This window comes from Flagellimonas sp. 389 (assembly GCF_018449435.1).
Lineage (GTDB): Bacteria > Bacteroidota > Bacteroidia > Flavobacteriales > Flavobacteriaceae > Flagellimonas.
Window position 1 is genome coordinate 107,607 of the sequence record NZ_JAHCMU010000005.1, and the last position, 17,559, is coordinate 125,165.

At 38.9% G+C, this 17,559-nt stretch carries 12 protein-coding genes; 2 read left to right on the top strand and 10 right to left on the bottom strand.

The window, feature by feature from the left end; genetic code table 11:
* Positions 1–46: 46 nt before the first annotated feature.
* Positions 47–1,957 carry an ABC-F family ATP-binding cassette domain-containing protein gene (locus KIM67_RS06030; RefSeq protein ID WP_213830447.1) on the bottom strand — a complete coding sequence of 637 codons (1,911 nt, stop codon included), beginning with the start codon at positions 1,955–1,957 and terminating at the stop codon, positions 47–49.
* Between the two features lie 65 nt (positions 1,958–2,022).
* Here KIM67_RS06030 and KIM67_RS06035 point away from each other — a divergent pair, with 65 nt between their 5' ends.
* Complete coding sequence (locus KIM67_RS06035; RefSeq protein WP_213830448.1) at positions 2,023–2,415, top strand: DUF983 domain-containing protein; 393 nt, start codon at positions 2,023–2,025, stop codon at positions 2,413–2,415.
* On the opposite strand, the gene KIM67_RS06040 is transcribed toward KIM67_RS06035, so the two are convergent.
* From KIM67_RS06040 to topA, 7 genes are all read right to left on the bottom strand, one after another.
* Positions 2,403–3,458, bottom strand: coding sequence for an FAD-binding oxidoreductase (locus KIM67_RS06040; RefSeq protein ID WP_213830449.1), 1,056 nt, complete (start codon positions 3,456–3,458; stop codon positions 2,403–2,405). The genes KIM67_RS06035 and KIM67_RS06040 overlap by 13 nt on opposite strands.
* A 165-nt stretch (positions 3,459–3,623) precedes the next feature.
* Positions 3,624–4,526 (bottom strand): gliding motility protein GldN, encoded by a 903-nt coding sequence (gene gldN, locus KIM67_RS06045; protein WP_213830450.1) that lies wholly within the window; start codon positions 4,524–4,526, stop codon positions 3,624–3,626.
* 19 nt (positions 4,527–4,545) lie between these two features.
* Positions 4,546–6,105: a gliding motility protein GldM gene (gene gldM / locus KIM67_RS06050; protein ID WP_213830451.1), complete on the bottom strand. Its 1,560-nt coding sequence runs from the start codon at positions 6,103–6,105 to the stop codon at positions 4,546–4,548.
* A 66-nt stretch (positions 6,106–6,171) separates the two neighbouring features.
* On the bottom strand, positions 6,172–6,822 hold the full coding sequence (gene gldL, locus KIM67_RS06055) for a gliding motility protein GldL (protein ID WP_213830452.1): 651 nt from the start codon (positions 6,820–6,822) through the stop codon (positions 6,172–6,174).
* Positions 6,823–6,903: 81 nt separating this feature from the next.
* The gene (gene gldK / locus KIM67_RS06060; protein ID WP_213830453.1) at positions 6,904–8,283 is read right to left on the bottom strand and encodes a gliding motility lipoprotein GldK; all 1,380 of its coding nucleotides are present in this window, start codon (positions 8,281–8,283) and stop codon (positions 6,904–6,906) included.
* Between the two features lie 124 nt (positions 8,284–8,407).
* The gene (locus KIM67_RS06065; protein ID WP_213830454.1) at positions 8,408–9,562 is read right to left on the bottom strand and encodes a formimidoylglutamase; all 1,155 of its coding nucleotides are present in this window, start codon (positions 9,560–9,562) and stop codon (positions 8,408–8,410) included.
* A gap of 1 nt (position 9,563) precedes the next feature.
* Positions 9,564–12,050: a type I DNA topoisomerase gene (gene topA, locus KIM67_RS06070; protein ID WP_213830455.1), complete on the bottom strand. Its 2,487-nt coding sequence runs from the start codon at positions 12,048–12,050 to the stop codon at positions 9,564–9,566.
* A gap of 193 nt (positions 12,051–12,243) precedes the next feature.
* Here topA and KIM67_RS06075 point away from each other — a divergent pair, with 193 nt between their 5' ends.
* A complete protein-coding gene (locus KIM67_RS06075; protein ID WP_213830456.1) occupies positions 12,244–15,390 on the top strand; it encodes a glycosyl hydrolase in 3,147 nt (1,048 codons plus the stop codon).
* A 68-nt stretch (positions 15,391–15,458) separates the two neighbouring features.
* Here the strand turns inward: KIM67_RS06075 and KIM67_RS06080 are convergent, their stop codons facing one another.
* Together KIM67_RS06080 and KIM67_RS06085 are read right to left on the bottom strand one after the other, a co-directional pair.
* On the bottom strand, positions 15,459–16,703 hold the full coding sequence (locus tag KIM67_RS06080; protein WP_213830457.1) for an LVIVD repeat-containing protein: 1,245 nt from the start codon (positions 16,701–16,703) through the stop codon (positions 15,459–15,461).
* Positions 16,704–16,781: 78 nt separating this feature from the next.
* A complete protein-coding gene (locus KIM67_RS06085; protein ID WP_213830458.1) occupies positions 16,782–17,507 on the bottom strand; it encodes a hypothetical protein in 726 nt (241 codons plus the stop codon).
* Positions 17,508–17,559: the final 52 nt, after the last annotated feature.

Consider the following 17,559-nt stretch of genomic DNA (forward strand, 5'->3'; position numbering starts at 1 on the left):
TGTTGTAAACGAAGTGAATTATGTGGTGAAGAAATCTTTTTTGATGCTAAAGGAATGCTTCAAGGTCTTTGGACATGTTTTCCCAATCCTCCATTAAGGACTCTAGAACATCCTTTTTACCTTGATATTCGTCAAAAAAACCTTGTTTGGCGATAGTGCTATCATAATCCATTAGCAAGTCATGGTCAATGGATGCAATTTCTTGTTCCAAATGAGTGATTTTCTTTTCTACTCCGCTAAGCTTATTTTTTAGGGATTTAATTTTCTTTTGAATTTGATAGTCGTTTTCTTTTACCGCAACTTTTTCAACAGGCTTTACTTTTTCTCTCTTTTCTATCTTTCTAAAATCATCCGCTTTGCGTTGCTCCAAATAAAAATCGATATCTCCTAAATATTCTTTAATGCTTCCATCTTTGAACTCATATACTTTATTTGTTAGGCCTTGAAGAAAATCCCTGTCATGGGAGACCAAGATCAAAGTGCCTTCAAAATTCTGTAATGCCCGTTTTAATACATTTTTCGATTTTATGTCCAAGTGGTTCGTGGGTTCATCCATAACCAGCACGTTGAAAGGTTCCAATAACATTTTGGCCAATGCCAATCGATTTCGTTCGCCCCCGGACAACACTTTTACATACTTTTCAACCTCATCGCCCCGAAACAAAAAAGAGCCCAAAATATCCCTTACCTTACTTCGATTACTCTCATTAGCGGCATCTATCATTGTATCTAGGACAGTTTTGCCGCCATCTAGATATTCAGCTTGGTTCTGGGCAAAATAACCGATCTGGACATTGTGTCCCATTTTAAGTTGACCTTCATAGTCTAGCTCGCCAACCATTATCTTTGCCAGTGTTGTCTTTCCCTGCCCGTTCTGGCCAACAAAGGCTGTTTTGCTTTCGCGTTCCACTAAAAGGTCAACACCATTCAAAACTTGGTTTTTGCCATAACTCTTGGAAAGGGCTTCAAGCTCGGCAACAACTTTTCCAGGGGTGACGGATATAGGAAACCTAAAGTTCATTACGCTATTGTCATCTTCGTCGACCTCAATACGTTCAATCTTATCCAGCTTTTTAATTAGAGATTGTGCCATTGAGGCTTTTGAGGCTTTTGCCCTAAACTTTTCTATAAGTTTTTCTGTTTGCTGTATCTGTTTTTCTTGATTCTTTTGGGCACTAAGCTGCTGGACTTTTATTTCGTTCCGTTGTTCCAAAAACTTTGAATACGGTTTATTGTAATCATAGATTCTCCCCAACGAAATCTCTATGGTCCTATTGGTTACATTGTCCAAAAACATTTTATCGTGCGAAACAATCACTACCGCCCCGGCATAATTCTTTAAGAACTGTTCTAACCAGATAATGGACTCAATATCCAAATGATTGGTAGGTTCATCCAATAGCAGCACATCATTATTTTGAAGCAGAAGTTTTGCAAGCTCTATTCGCATTCGCCAACCTCCTGAGAACGTATCGGTGACTTTATCAAAATCATTTCTCTTAAAACCTAATCCCAAGAGCACTTTTTCTGTATCTCCTTGGTAATTGTAGCCTCCCAAAATCTCGTATCTGTGGGTAACATCGGTTAGGTCTATCATGAGTTGGTTATACGCCTCACTTTCATAATCTGTACGCTCGGCAAGACCTTGGTTTATTTCATCAAGCTGCAGCTCTAATGATTTAATCTCGTGAAATGCCTGATAGGATTCTTCTAAAACCGTTCTTCCTAATTCAAAATCGATGTCTTGTTTTAAAAATCCAACCCTAATATCCTTTTCCATGGCAATCGTTCCAGAATCTGGAGCCATTTCCTTGGCAAGCAACTTTAACAAAGTGGATTTTCCAGCTCCGTTTTTTCCAATGAGACCTACCCTGTCACCTCCATTTAAACGAAAGGCAATTTCTTCAAAAAGGTAATCACCCCCAAAAGCTACAGATAGATTATGAATGTTCAGCATTTTACGTGACCTGTGTTACATAACAAAAGTAGTTGAATCCGTACCTTTGTAAAAAATTGTTACAAATGTTAAAAAAAGGAAACAAACTCTACAGCATTTTAACAGGAAGTTGTCCTAGGTGCCACGAGGAGAACATGTATGCAAACAATAATCCGTATGCGATTGGACAGATTTTTAAGATGCATGAACGCTGTTCAAATTGTGGGCTTAAATACAAAATCGAGCCTTCTTTCTTCTACGGCTCTATGTATGTGAGTTATGGGGTTGGAATAGCATTTGCCGTAGCGGCTTTTGTTATCGTTTTCTTGATAGTTGGCGCTTCTCTTGTAAACACTTTTATTGCTATTGTACTAACATTGATTGTTTTTATGCCGGTAATCATTCGGTTGTCCAGAAATATTTGGATCAACTTTTTTATTAAGTACGAACCCAAAGGTTTGAAGGGTCAGTTGGAATAATACTTTCTTGTAAACCGATCAATATCAATTTCCGAATCCAGTGCCATATTCTTTTCGATTGCACTGAACAATTGATTGGAAACTTGTGGTGCTATTAGTACACCCCTGGAACCAAGACCATTTAATACATATAATCTTTTATATTCCGGATGCTGTCCAACCAATGGTCTTCTGTCCACTACAGTTGGTCTAATACCTGCAACATGTTTCACGACCTCAAAATCACATTTTAAAAATGTCTTCAATTTTGTTAGCAGTTCATTTTTTGAATCAATCGTAGGTTCATTGGTCTTGTCCTTCCATTTGTATGTAGCGCCTACACGATACAAGTCTTCTCCCAACGGGATAATAAAAACAGAAGATTTAATGACACTGTTTTCTTTCAACTCAGGTGCTCTTATGGTCAAAAGCTCTCCTTTTGTACCATTTAACGGTAAATACTCGAAAAAAGGGTTGCTCTTGAGTCCGTAGCCGTCAGCAAAAACGATATACTTTGCTTTTGTAGGTTTATACGAAACATAATCCTCAAGCACCTCAAAACTACCATATTCAAAAGGTTCTTTAATCAGCAGGTTCTTTTGAATCAAACTATTCGAATAGGCTAACAGTAATGCCTTTGTGTCTATTCTACCCGTATAGTTAACTTCTCCAAAACCAAAAGGAGCATCAATATTTGCATTATTGTTTTTGAGGATAGTAGTGGATAAAAAATAATCAAGTCCAGGGCGGTCTGCAGCCTGAAACCAAGAATTCTGTTCTTCTATGGATGCGAACCTTCGTAATACTCGAAGCTTATGATCTAATGTTATGCTGAGTTTTTGTTCTAAATCAGCATAAAACGGAATAGCCAAATCCATTTGTTCCCTAGCGTTCCAGGCCAGAGTAAATCTTTTTAGGATGACCGGATTGTAAAGTCCTCCAGCTACAAGCGATGCTTGTTGGGAATCATCCGATATTACTTTGAAGGACATACCTTCTTTTTCCAATTTTTCACAAAAAGCAATTCCCGCTAAACCAAGACCAACTACCAGATAATCCAACATAATGCAAAACTAATCTTCTTCATTGGAATTTGCTACTTTACCAAATTAAATGAGATTGGAAAACTCCGCATTAGACAATACATCTACACAAAAGGTACCAAAATAAAAACGCCGCACTTTCGTGCGGCGTCTGTATGAATTGAATTGGAAATTTAATACTTGGGGCTAATATGCCCACATATCCTGCTCCCTATCTCGGATCACCTCTTTGATTCTTTTGGACTCCAATAGTTGGAAAAGTGCATTGTCAAAAACATAGTCGTCAATTTCACGGTCACCGTGAACATTGTCTTCTTTATAGATGACGCCATTAAAACGTCTTGCGTTCAACAGCATATCATAAGTAATTGGTCGTGCCGAATTACGTTGATTATACACTTTGGCTTCATGCAAAACTTGTCTTGCTGCTGGATACCAGACCCAAAACAATTCTACTTTATTCTCACCAGGATCTACAGACTCATCGTCGATAAAGTTTACGTCTGGAGCAACTGGTGCAATACCTAATAAGCGGTATCTCAATTCCCCTTGACGCTTATCAAAATACCAGATGCCTTTGATGCGATACTCTTCAATATCTGCAGCGGTCAAATCTCTCTGATTGATAAACTCAGCTGAAATTTGCTCACCCGCATTGATTTGTTCGTAACCAAGGTCTGTGGTATCCACTTTACTCAGCGTAGCGCTTAAATCTTCAAACTTACGCTTTTCGGTAAAGTAAGAATCCGTGTATACTTCGGTCAGTTTACCATTTTTGATATTTTTCATCAATACGTGGTACAAGGACCTTCTGTCCCCTCCAATACCTATGGTATCGGTTGGATAGTATAACGGGAAATTAACACGCTCATCCAGGTCAATTACTTCCCATACGGTTTTGGACCAAAGGATATCTCTATCATCTGTGTATCCATATTCCAACGGGGCATCGTTGTCCTGTTCTATTTGAGCCTCGGTTTTCTTACCGATATCTTCTGGCAATTTGGCATTCAGAATGTTTGCCTGGGCCATCATAGACACCGGTACCAAACTTAAAGCTCCAATTAAAAATACATTTTTCCAATTCATGATAATCTGTATACTTTATTTAGTTTGTAAGCTCTACAACAACAGGAGAAACTTTTTTCAACTTATAGCTCTTGTTGTTAGAAATGTATGCTTTAATATCAAATATCTGAACCGCCTCACCTCTCTTAGCTCTTTGCAGGGCAGATTTGGCTCTGGCATTCAATTTGTTTCCGTTGATCACTATAGTAGGTTGACCCGGTACTTTGAACTTAAATCCACTTACACCAAGATTTAAATCAAAGTCAAAGTCTTCCAACATAGCTCCTATCGTAGATATTTCCAAGTTCTTCCTTGGCATTTTAACGCTACCGGATTCACCTCTTACGGTACCTCCTGGTCTTGGAATATCTTTGATACGGAACGTTGCAGGTGTACTGATACGCTGACCATCTGGCAAAACACCGGAAGCACTAATTGTAACTTCTCTTCCTTTTCCAGGATTCATTACATACTTGCTACCACTTCTCTTGGAAAGTCCAGGAGCAGATGCGGAAACTTTGTTATCAGGAATACCAGGAATGGATATGGTCATAGGGTTAGCAACCCCACGGTATACCACATTCATCTTGTCAGCAGCGATTACTGCAGCATTTGGTTTAGAAATTGTTGCAAAAGTATTTTTTACTTCAACAGGTATTTCTTCACCATCTTGCATAAAGTACATAGTACCAACAATTTCATGATCGCCCGGGCTACCGGCACCAATCAACATTTGAACTCCACCAGCTTCCAATCTGTAATCTTTACCTTCGGTCAATTTTCTACCGTCCAAAGTCAATTCAGCTTTAACAGGTGTAGATGTTTTATCTGTTTTACTGATGATAATTTTACCATCGTACTTATCGCCGTTATAGAAAGCTGACTTAGAAGCCAACAATGAAGTGGCAAAGTTTGTCAATGAAACCTGACTTGTAAGTTCACCTTCCAACATCGATTTTAAAGCACTCTCTTCAGTAGCCTTAACATCTGCCTGTAGTGCAGTTAACTTAGCCAAAGAAGCTACCAATGGATATCCTTCATAGTGATAGTTTATCCAGTCTTGCTTCGTCCCATCTCTTTTTTCAACCTTACCGTTCTCATCACCAGTTTGAAAACGGGTCTTTACGGACTGCTTTAGAGCTTCTGGTACAATAGCGGCAACTTGGGTTTGGTAATCAGTAATTCTTTTCATGAATTCCTTACCCTCCTTAGATAAATTGTCTCCTTGAAAAAGTTTCTGATCCAAATAATCCGAATTATCCATTCTTGCATAATCCTTGGGGTCTTCAAGCTTTTCGGTCATACCCTTTTTAAGGGATTCCAAATAATCAAAATACTCTTGCGATAAACTTTTTATCTTTTGAGCGTTTTGAAACAAGACACCGTATTTCGCGGCATCCTCTTCGGATTTAGTTTCCAGACTCGCCAAAAAGTTATCATTACTTTCGGTAGTCTTTATATTGGAAGTCTCAAGCTTTTCGTTCATGATACCGAACGCCGCAAGAACTTCCTTACTCATATTCAGGGCCAACATCGCGATGAAGATCAAATACATAAGATTGATCATCTTCTGACGTGGTGTTTGTTTTCCTCCTGCCATGTTTTTTTCTAATTAGAATTAATAATTAATTTGATCTGGGTTTTGGTATATTAATCAAATCCCTAATTAGTTTTTGCTCATTGCAGATAGCATACCACCGTAAACTCCATTCAAAGAGGAAAGGTTAGTTGCCAAAGACTCCATTTGATCTTTCAATGCACCAGCATTCTGAACGACTTCTTCGTTAATAGAAGCTTGTCTGCTTGCACTTTCCAACTGTACTTTGTACAAACTGTTCAAAGATTCCATTTGAGCGGCAGCATGTGATAATTCTTCAGAGTATTTCTTAGTATGCTGAATTGCATCTGTAGTAGGTGCAATACCTTTAGCAGCACCTTCAAAATTCTTGATGCTATCACCCAAACTTGTAAAAAGTTGAGAATCAATATTTGCATCTTTAAGAAGATCATCCAATTTCTTGGAAAGAAGACCTTCAGCTTCCTGGGCTTGCTTAGCTTCATTTTTGTTTCCTTTAGCTTCACCATTGTTTAATTCTGGATAAACCAAAGACCAATCGTACTCATCGTCTACTGGTTCAAATGCACTGATCGCGAAAATTAATGCTTCAGTAATAAGTCCTACCGCAAGAAGCAATCCACCGGTCAGTGGTCCAAATTCCCAGTGAAGGATTTTAAATAGTGCACCAATAATTACTACTGATGCTCCAAGCCCGTAGGCCATGTTAAACAGTTTTTTTGTTGATTTTGACTGTGCCATAATTCTAGTTTTAATTAAGTTATATAAATAAGTATTTGGTTACTGATTTAATATAATGTTCTCTCCTTTGCTTGTTACTAATTAGTTTGGAAGTCCTTGACCTCTGGTTGAATCTTCTTCGCCCATATAATCTTGAACTGTTCGGAAACCGATATAACTTCTGGCGGAATCCTGATATTCATAATCTCTGGTACTTACTTGTAAGAAGTAAGCAACATCTTTCCATGATCCTCCACGAATAACTTTTCTTTTGTTTTGTTTTGACCCGATATTTGGATTCATTGTAGACAGATACTCGTATGCCCCTTGATCAAAACTGGAGCTTGTCCACTCAGAAACGTTTCCTGCCATATTGTATAGGTTGTACTCATTAGGCTCATACGATTTTGCCTCAACAGTATAAAGAGCAGCATCTGCAGCATAATCTCCTCGCTGTGGCTTAAAGTTGGCCATAAAACAACCAGTATCACTAATTACATAAGGACCGCCCCATGGGTATGTTCCTCCTTCGATACCTCCTCGTGCCGCATATTCCCATTCTGCTTCGGTAGGTAATCTAAACTGGTTAACGAACTGTTTTCCCCTACTTTTTTGATCATCATTTTTAAACTTGGTTCTCCAAGAACAAAATGCTTTGGCCTGTTGCCAATTTACACCAACTACAGGGTAGTCACTGTAAGCATCATGCCAAAAATAATCATTGTGCATGGGTTCGTTATAAGAGTACTCAAAATCACGAATCCAAACGGTAGTATCGGGATAAATTTCCAACTCTTCTTGTTTAATAAAGTCTTTTCTACTGGCTGTCTTGGCTCTTGCAGCAGCCTCAATATCCATCCAATTATACTTGTATTTCAATTGAGTAACATCAATAGTTCGTTGACCGTTGTAGCTTTCTTCCTCTGGTATGTATAATGAGTCCATTACCTCGGCATAGTACTCATCTGGATATTCAGATGTATCCCAAGTTAAGTCAGCATCTTTGTTCAAGGCCCTGCCTTCATATCCAGTTTCGCCTAAGCCTGCATAATTGTCCAACATATATTTGTCATAAACCGAAAGTCTGGTAGTATCGGTATCTTTAAAGGCAAACTCTCCTATACCATCATCTTCTGGACTAATACCCAGTTCGTCGGCAAGGATGGCCAATTTAGTTCTGGCAATGGAATCTTTCACCCATTCCACAAATTGACGATACTCGCTATTTGTGATTTCGGTGTCGTCCATATAAAATGAACGTACGGTAACTGTTCTGGTAGGAGCATTCAATACTTTTGCCTGGTCCTCTTCAGCCTTACCCATTACATAGGAGCCACGTGGAATAAGTTCCATTCCGTAAGGTTTCTCTGGATACCACTTTTTACCTTGGGCTCCGACTAGTTCACCTTTTGACCTTGATTTTGAACCGCAACTGGTGAGTAAAAAAACAAGTGCTATAGATGAAAAGAATAGCTTTCTCATACTTTAGGTTAAATTTTCGATTTAAGATTTTAAACTGCGTAACACAAATTCACTATTCTCAAAACTGATTTTTGAATAAATTATTGTGCAAATACAATTAATGCTTAAAAATTAATTTATTAAATCAAAGCCCTTTTCTATAGGCCTTGAACCACCTTTCTGGAATGTTCTGGTTGCAAGCATCCAGATAGTCCTCTTCGGTGCAAGGTAATAACGCCGCCGAATTTGTTTTAGTATGTTCTGTTAATATTGTTGGGACTTCTACCCACCAACGTTCTGTAATATGGCTCTTGAAGAATACGAGCTCTTCGGTATCCGTAGGAACGGTAAACTTGGTAAAGTCCTCACTCTTGGAGCTTGGAAACTCTTTTATCCTAAAACTTATACCTTCCAGGAAATACCATATGACCTGGGCTATCATTTGAAATGCCTGTAGAGAATTTTCTCCTTCATATATCCCGAATAGGGATACCTTATCACTTATTCCTGCATACCTAGCGATAGCGCAAATCTCCCTACCTGTAAAACCATTTGGAGAAAAGTTTTTATGCATTCCCATTTCACAAGCTCTAATTGCCCGCAAATCCAGACTTACAATATGGGCACTTCGCAATACTGGTTCTGCCAATCCTATATTTGCGGCAATATCACCGAGCCTGTAAGCATCAAAAAAAAGACGCTCCATTAGATCTATCTCCTCTTGAGCATTAAAATAACTTTGATATCCAATATTGGAAAAATTGAAAAGATTGTTGGGTTTGTCCGTAATAATTTTACTCATATAGGAGTGTGACGAAATTAATTCCTCGTCTTCACCAAAGTCAAAACGGCTATCAATAGATACCAAATTGACCATATTCCTAATATTATCAAAAGCTCTGTAAGTAGGAAATGTGATATCTTGAGTACCTCCTATAACGACGGGAATAATGTTTTCTTCTAAGAGGCCCGCCACAATTTCTTTTACAACAAAATAAGTATCCTCGACAGTATCACCTTCTTGTACGTCTCCAATATCCAAAATAGTGGAATTCCAGTTGCCCGTCATTAAACGGTATAGCTGAATACGGATTTCATCCACATTTAACTTCTCCGGTTTTTTCTCAAAAGCATTCCTTGATTCCAAAACACCAAAAAGCGCCACTGTCGCATTGGCAAATACGGGCAATCCCTTTTTTTCGGTATGCTTGAAGATATTTTTACCTAACGCTTGAGGAGGCAATAGCTCGGAGAATGCTAAAACTTTATCCTTTACTGGAACCAAAAAATCGAATGCCATACTATTTCTTTGCCTTTGGTTTGGCCTTGGTTTTTTTCTTAGGTGATTTTTTTTCAATGAGAGACTGCGCTTCTTCTAGAGAAATCTTTGTTGGATCGACATCCTTGGACAGCTCAACCTTGATTCTTCCCTTGATAATATTATGGCGGCCCCATCTTGCTTTTTCAATACGAATTTTCTCATCTGGCCATTCTTGAATAAGCTTTTCCGCTTCTTTTATTCTTTTTGCTTCTATGAGTTCAACAATGTTAGTTTTGGAAAGGTTATCAAAATCGTATTTCTTATTTACGTTAATGAACATTCCATCCCATTTTATAAAAGGACCGAAACGACCTACTCCTTTGGTAACTTCCTTATCCTCATAGTGTGCGATGGGCGCATCTGCTTTCTGTTTTGCCCTTATTAACACGATGGCCCTATCCATATCCACATCAAAAGCACTTTCGCCCTTGTCCAATGAAATAAACTTTTTGCCAAACTTAACATAGGGTCCAAAACGACCTACGTTTGCCTCCACTTCTTCACCCTCGTACACTCCTAATTTTCTAGGTAATTCAAATAGTGTTAAAGCTTCTTCAAATGTAATGGTGGTTATGGATTGATCAGGTAAAAGGCTTGCGAATCTTTTTTCTTCATCTTCTGCATCACCAATCTGTGCCATTGGTCCAAAACGACCTAGGCGAACCAGTACAGGTCTTCCGGTTTTTGGGTCCTCTCCCAAAATACGTTCTCCACTGGCACGTTCCGCATTTTCTTCAACTTCCAGAACATTGGGGTGAAAATCTGAGTAAAACTCTTTCATCATTTTTTGCCAATCTTCGTCTCCAGCAGCTATTTCATCAAAATCTTCTTCAACTTTTGCCGTGAAATTATAATCCAGAATCGTCGTGAAATGATCTACCAAAAAATCATTAACAATGATTCCTATATCAGTGGGCACCAATTTTCCTTTATCGGAACCTATCATTTCAGACAGTTTTTTCTCAAGAAGCTTATCACTCTCCAAAATCAATTGAGCATAGTGACGCTCTGTTCCCTCTACCGTTCCTTTCTCAACATAGCCTCTATTCTGAATTGTTGAAATCGTAGGCGCATAAGTAGAGGGCCTTCCAATTCCGAGTTCTTCTAATTTTTTTACCAAAGAAGCTTCAGTATAGCGATACGGCGGTCTTGAAAAACGTTCTGTAGCTGTAATAAAGTTATTATGAAGTGCTTCGCCAACACCCATAGCCGGAAGCATTCCTTCTTGCTCCTCTGTCCTGTCCTCTTCATCCGTTCCTTCCAAATATACTTTAAGGAAGCCATCAAACTTTACTACTTCCCCATTTGCAGAAAATTCTTCACTATGCGAACTCGCCTTAATCTTCACATTGGTTCGTTCCAGGGCTGCATCACTCATTTGCGAAGCCAAAGTCCGTTTCCAAATCAATTCGTATAGTTTGGCCTGATCACGCTCCAAGGAAGGATTGTTCAATTTCATATCCGTTGGACGAATGGCCTCGTGTGCTTCTTGGGCACCTTTTGATTTACCGGTATAATTTCTAACCTTACTGTAAGATTCCCCATAATTCTGAATGATAGCGTCCTTAGCAGCATTTAAGGCTTCTTTGGATAAGTTCACGCTATCTGTTCTCATATATGTGATAAGACCTGCCTCATACAACCGTTGTGCTACCTGCATAGTCCTACCTACTGAAAAATAAAGTTTTCTGGAAGCTTCTTGTTGTAACGTAGAAGTAGTAAAAGGAGCTGCCGGAGATTTCTTTGCAGGTTTTTTATCTAGATTGGCAACAGAGAAATCCGCTCCAATATTTTGTTTTAAAAATTGTTCGGCCGCTTGTTTTGTGGGAAACGTTTTATTCAATTTTGAAGCAAATACATTCCCTTTTTTGGTTTTGAACTCTGCCTGTATTTTATAGGATGCCTCTGGCTTAAAGGCTTCTATATCCCTTTCCCGTTCAACAATTAATCGTACGGCTACGGATTGCACCCTGCCGGCAGATAGTCCTGGCTTTATTTTTTTCCAGAGCACAGGGGATAATTCGTATCCCACTAATCTGTCCAACACTCTTCTTGCCTGCTGAGCATTCACCAAATTGTAGTTGATTTCCCTAGGATTTTCAATAGCCTTTTGGATTGCCGATTTGGTTATAGAGTTAAAGACAATACGTTTGGTTCTGCTCTTGTCTAACCCCAACGCTTCTGCCAAATGCCAAGAAATTGCTTCTCCTTCTCGGTCTTCATCACTGGCCAGCCAGATGGTATCTGCTTTCTTTGCCAAATCTTTCAATTTTTTCACGAGGGCTTTTTTCTCCTTGTCAACAGTGTATTTGGGCTTAAAGTCGTTTTCCACGTCAACACCAAGCTCTTTAGAGGGAAGATCGGCAATATGGCCGAAACTTGATTCAACTTGGTAGTCTTTCCCTAAAAAGCGTTCAATGGTCTTTGCTTTTGCTGGGGACTCAACAATAACTAAATTTTTTGGCATGGAATGGGTTTTGAAGTGACAAAAATATATCAAATTTTCGATTTGGTGCTACATACTACATATAAGAAGATGAATGGTCATCATAAAATGAACTTATGAATGATGAAATAGTATTCATTAAAAAACCAATTACAAAATATTCGTCCGACACTATTTTATGATTATTTTTAGAGACTACTTCAACCAAACACTCATGAAAAAAATCACACTTTTCCTCATTGCTTTTTCAACAGTATTTACTTTAGTCGATATAAACGCTCAGCGCAAGAAAAATAAAAAGGAGAGCTCTAGCACTTTTTCAGAAAATCTCTATAACGGAATGCAATGGCGCCTTGTTGGTCCTTTTAGGGGAGGAAGAGCAGGAACGGCAACCGGAGTTGTCGGCAACCCAAACCTCTATTACATGGGTACTGCAGGTGGCGGGATTTGGAAAACCACAGATTCCGGTAGCAGTTGGAGCTGTATTTCCGACGGTTATTTTGGAGGGTCCATTGGAGCAATCGCAGTCTCGGAAACGGATCCCAATATTATATATGTAGGAGAAGGAGAGCAGACACTTAGAGGCAACGTTTCTTCGGGAAATGGTCTTTGGAAAAGCATGGACGCGGGTGAGACTTGGGAGTTTATCGGACTCAAAGGGTCTGAACATATCTCGAGAATACGAATTCACCCTACAAATCCAGATTTAGTTTATGTAGCCGCTATAGGCAACCTTTGGATACCCAATGAAACTAGAGGAGTATACCGATCAAAAGATGGGGGTAAAACTTGGGAAAAGATATTGTATGAGAGTGATAAAGCTGGTGCGGGAGACCTTTTACTAGACCCAAATAATCCAAGAATCATGTATGCAGCTACCTGGCAAATGAAACGAAACGGCTATCGTATGGATAGTGGCGGGCCAGATAGCAAGATGTACAAAAGTACCGATGGAGGGGATTCATGGACGGACATTTCAAAGTATAAAGGACTACCCGCTGGTCCTTGGGGCATAGTCGGCATTACAGTATCACCTTTGGATTCCAATAGGGTCTGGGCTTTAATAGAAGCAGAAGATGGTGGTCTGTTCAGATCCGATGATGCCGGAAAAACATGGAAGAAGATAAATGAAAACAGGGCATTGCGCCAAAGAGCTTGGTACTACACCCGTATCTACGCCGATACACAAAACGTGGACAAACTTTTTGTAATGAACGTTAGCTACGGGGTATCTACAGATGGAGGCAAGACCTTTACTTTAAAAAATGCGCCACACGGAGATCATCATGATTTGTGGATTGACCCCCATAACAATCAGAGAATGGTCATCGCGGATGACGGAGGAGCCCAAATCTCAAATGATGGTGGTGAAAATTGGTCTACCTATTATAACCAACCCACCGCTCAGTTTTATAGAGTGACAACAGACAATGCTTTCCCATATCGTATTTATGGTGCTCAGCAAGATAATAGTACAGTTCGTATCTATCACCGAACATCAGGAGCTTCCATAAATGAAGCGCATTGGGAACCAACATCTGGCGGTGAAAGCGCACATCTTGCACCAGACCCCAATAATAATAACATTGTCTACGGAGGCACCTACAAAGGGTATATGATGCGCAAAGACCATTCTGTGGACCAAACAAGATCTGTGAATATATGGCCAGATAATCCGGCAGGCTCGGGAGCGGAGGTTATGAAGTATCGCTTTAATTGGAACTTTCCCGTAAAATTTAGCATTCACGACTCCAAGAAACTTTATGCGGGCTCTAATTATTTACATGTAACCACAAATGAAGGACAAACCTGGAAAACTATCTCCCCGGACCTTACCCGAGGTCTCCCAGAGACGATAGAATCATCTGGCGGCCCTATTACACAGGATAATACAGGAGCTGAGTTTTATTCAAATCTTTTTGCCATAAATGAATCTCCTTTGGAAGAGGGAGTCATTTGGGTAGGTAGTGATGATGGACTTATCCATATTTCAAAAGATAATGGTGAAACCTGGGAAAATGTTACCCCGCCTTCAACTATGAGTCCTAAATTGAATATGATCAATTGTATAGACCCCAGTCCGTTCAAAAAAGGCACTGCATATGTAGCGGCAACATCGTATAAATTTGGGGACTACACTCCTTATCTATATAAAACCAATGATTATGGAAAATCATGGACAACAATAACCACTGGCATAAAAAGCAATCATTACACTAGGGCCATACGTTCTGATAAAGTAAGGGAAGGTCTGCTCTATGCCGGCACAGAATGGGGCATGTATGTTTCTTTTGATGATGGGATTAGTTGGTCACCATTTCAACTCAACCTACCCATTACGGCCATTCGGGATTTACATGTACGGGACAATGATTTGATTGCAGCCACCCACGGGCGTAGTTTCTGGATGATCGATGACCTAACTCCCTTACACCAACTATCTTCAGAAATGGCCAATAATTCATTTTTTCTCTACAAACCGGATAAAGCCTATAGAATGCAACAGTCTGGCGGATGGTCCAAACCAAACATGGAATTGGTAGGGGAAAATCATCCCAATGGTGCAATCATCAATTTTTATATTGAAGATTTAAAAGAAGAAGATTCCATTAGTATTGCAATTTTAGAATCCGATGGTACGATGGTTCAAGAATTTTCCAATACTGTAAAAGCGGACAAATTGAATCCGGAAGCTACAAAACCCATTAAAGTAGCCTCTGGTGGCAATCGATTGGTTTGGAACATGAGATACCCTGGGTTTAAAAGCTTCGAGGGTATGGTTTTTTACTCCTCGCCCAATGTAGGACCAAAAGCCGTACCGGGAGAATACAAAGTAAGAATGACTTACAATGGAGAAAAAATGGAACAACCCTTTAAAATTACAAAGGATCCTAGATTACCCAACACAGACGAAGATTATCAGAACCAGTTCGACTTTTTAATGAAAGTTCGAGATCAGGTAAGTAGAGCAAATACTGCCATCTCGGCGATTAGGTCCGTTGAAAAAGATTTAAATTATCTAAAAGAAAAAACCGAAGGCAACGAAGAGATTCAAAACCTTGTCCAAGAGTTTCAATCCAAATTGGACGTATTGGAAAACAACATTCACATGACCAAAAACCAAAGTAGACAAGATCCCTTGAACTATGGAATTCGCATCAACAATCGGCTCGCCTTTTTGATGGCAGATTCCCAAAGAGGCGATTATCCGCCAACGGATCAGTCTTTGGAATTTTTCAAAGAAGTAACAAAAGAACTGGATACAGAAATAAATGCACTTGATAGTTTATTGGAAAACTACATCTCAAAAATCAATAGCAAAGTCTCCGAAAACAAAATAAAGATGATTTCCTCAAAGTAATATTCCTAAACTGTTTTTGAAGTTTTAGAATAGAATTAAAAATGCCCCTTCAAATAAGGGGCATTTTTTTAGTTCAGACCTATCTGACTGATCAGTTTTATGTCATCATCCAAATATTCATATTGATAAAGCACCTCATCCCCTACCATGATCAAATGGCTTTCCAAAGGAATTACATCAAAGGTCACGATATTCTTAAAATGGTTTAAGCTTATTAGATTATTCACATCTGTTTTATCGTAAACTTTCAATCCAGAACCTCCATCACAAATAAATAGCTTCTCATCTTTAATGCCTAGTCCATACGGTTCATCCATTGGGTAGTCCACAGCTAACTCGGGACTTTCTATATTTGAAATATCCACAATGAACAGTCCACTATCCAGAGCGCCACACTCATTTCCGCCACGTAGGGTTACGTAAGCATAATCGCCATCCACAACCACGGGGTCGCAAGCGGTACCGTGCTGAAATTCTGAAACAAAGGTCGGGGTTGCCGGGGAGGAAATATCATAAATGTACATTCCGCGCATACTCCCTAAAAATAAGTGATTGTCCCTGTTAAAAATTGTTTCAATATCGAATCCTGCATACACATCTTCTAAATCTTGGGGATTCTCCAAATCTGAAATATTGAATATATTAATGTTATGGCTATCCACTGCATACAGGAAATCATCAACAATTTTAAAACGCGCCAAAGAGCCTCCCTGGCCTGTATCCCCACCATTGGTCGATTCAGCCAGAGCGGCATCATTAAAAAAATCGATTCTAGTTTGCTCAACTTCTTCAATCAATCTGCGCTCTGTAACCGTTTGCCATCCAATTACTATCTCTGTATCATAATCAAAATTGGTATACTCAACAATATCAGCTCCAAAAGGAAAGAAAACATAATTACCGAGAACATTTTCCAATCGATTTACAGGTTTAATATTATCGATATCCGAAATGTCCAAAACCACCAAATCCATTAAACTGTCAGCATATAAAAAGTTGTCCTTTATAGAGATATCAACGTTACCCGGAATCTTAATAAATGAAACTTTTCGAGGTTGTTGGGGGTTACTGTTGTCTATCACATGAATCCCTTGACTTTTATCGTTGATAAAAATATAATCTTGATATGTATACACTTTTCCAGATTCATCTATAGGGCGAGGCACCTCTATTGATAAGCTTGTAGCAAATTCAGCTTTACTCATAATTAAAGGGCGTGCGACCAAATATTCCGCATAATCATCATCCTTGTCGTCACAAGACGAAAAGACCAATACAAGTATGCCCAACGACAGTAAAAGTTTCTTTTTCATTTTTGTTTAGTTTTTTTGTTAGAATAGTATCCTATAGATTAAAAAACTTAAACAAAGTTGCGTAGCAATCTTAAAAAATTATAACTGCGATGGAGAACCAACTACTTCTTTATAAATGAAATAGGCAGGAATCCTGCTCATCATTGCAGTAAAGAACACACCAATAAAGCACAGTAATACTCCAAGTTGGCCAATAATACCCATTAGCAGGAGTACTCCAAAAATAACTCCCCAATTTTTATTACCAAGGGCAAAACTTGCTTTTGCAATGTCCATTGCACTTAGCTCTTTATCAAAAGTGAAGAATACAGGAAAAAGTGATAGAGGTACAATCAAATAAAAAATTCCCAATCCACAGGCCAAAAACCCTAAAATGCTAAGTCCGAAAATAATCAACGAAAGCAATAAGGCCTTGATCAAATATTCTTTTTTAAAGTAAAAAAAGTAGCCATCTACAGGTCGATTTAAATCCTTTAGCCAACATATCCTTAAAAATGCTGCATTTAAACATAAACTGCAGACCATTACACCCAACAGAAAAATGGGCATGAGCAACAGCATGAATATTGCAGCTGCCAGTGGCATTTCATCATTCTGAAAAGCTTCGGGGTCTGCGATACCAAAAGCAAACATGGGTACATAGAGCAATACGTAAAATGGCAACATGGATACAACAGTCAAAAGAACGATTACAAATCCTTCCAACCAGACTTTTTTAAATAGCTCTAGGGAATTATTGAAAATACTTCCAAAATCCAATGGCTTGCTTTCGCTTATTTTTTGGGACAGACCGTCAATATTCATATATCTTTTGGTTCAATTTAAGATTGAAGCTAACAATAACTTAATAATACCC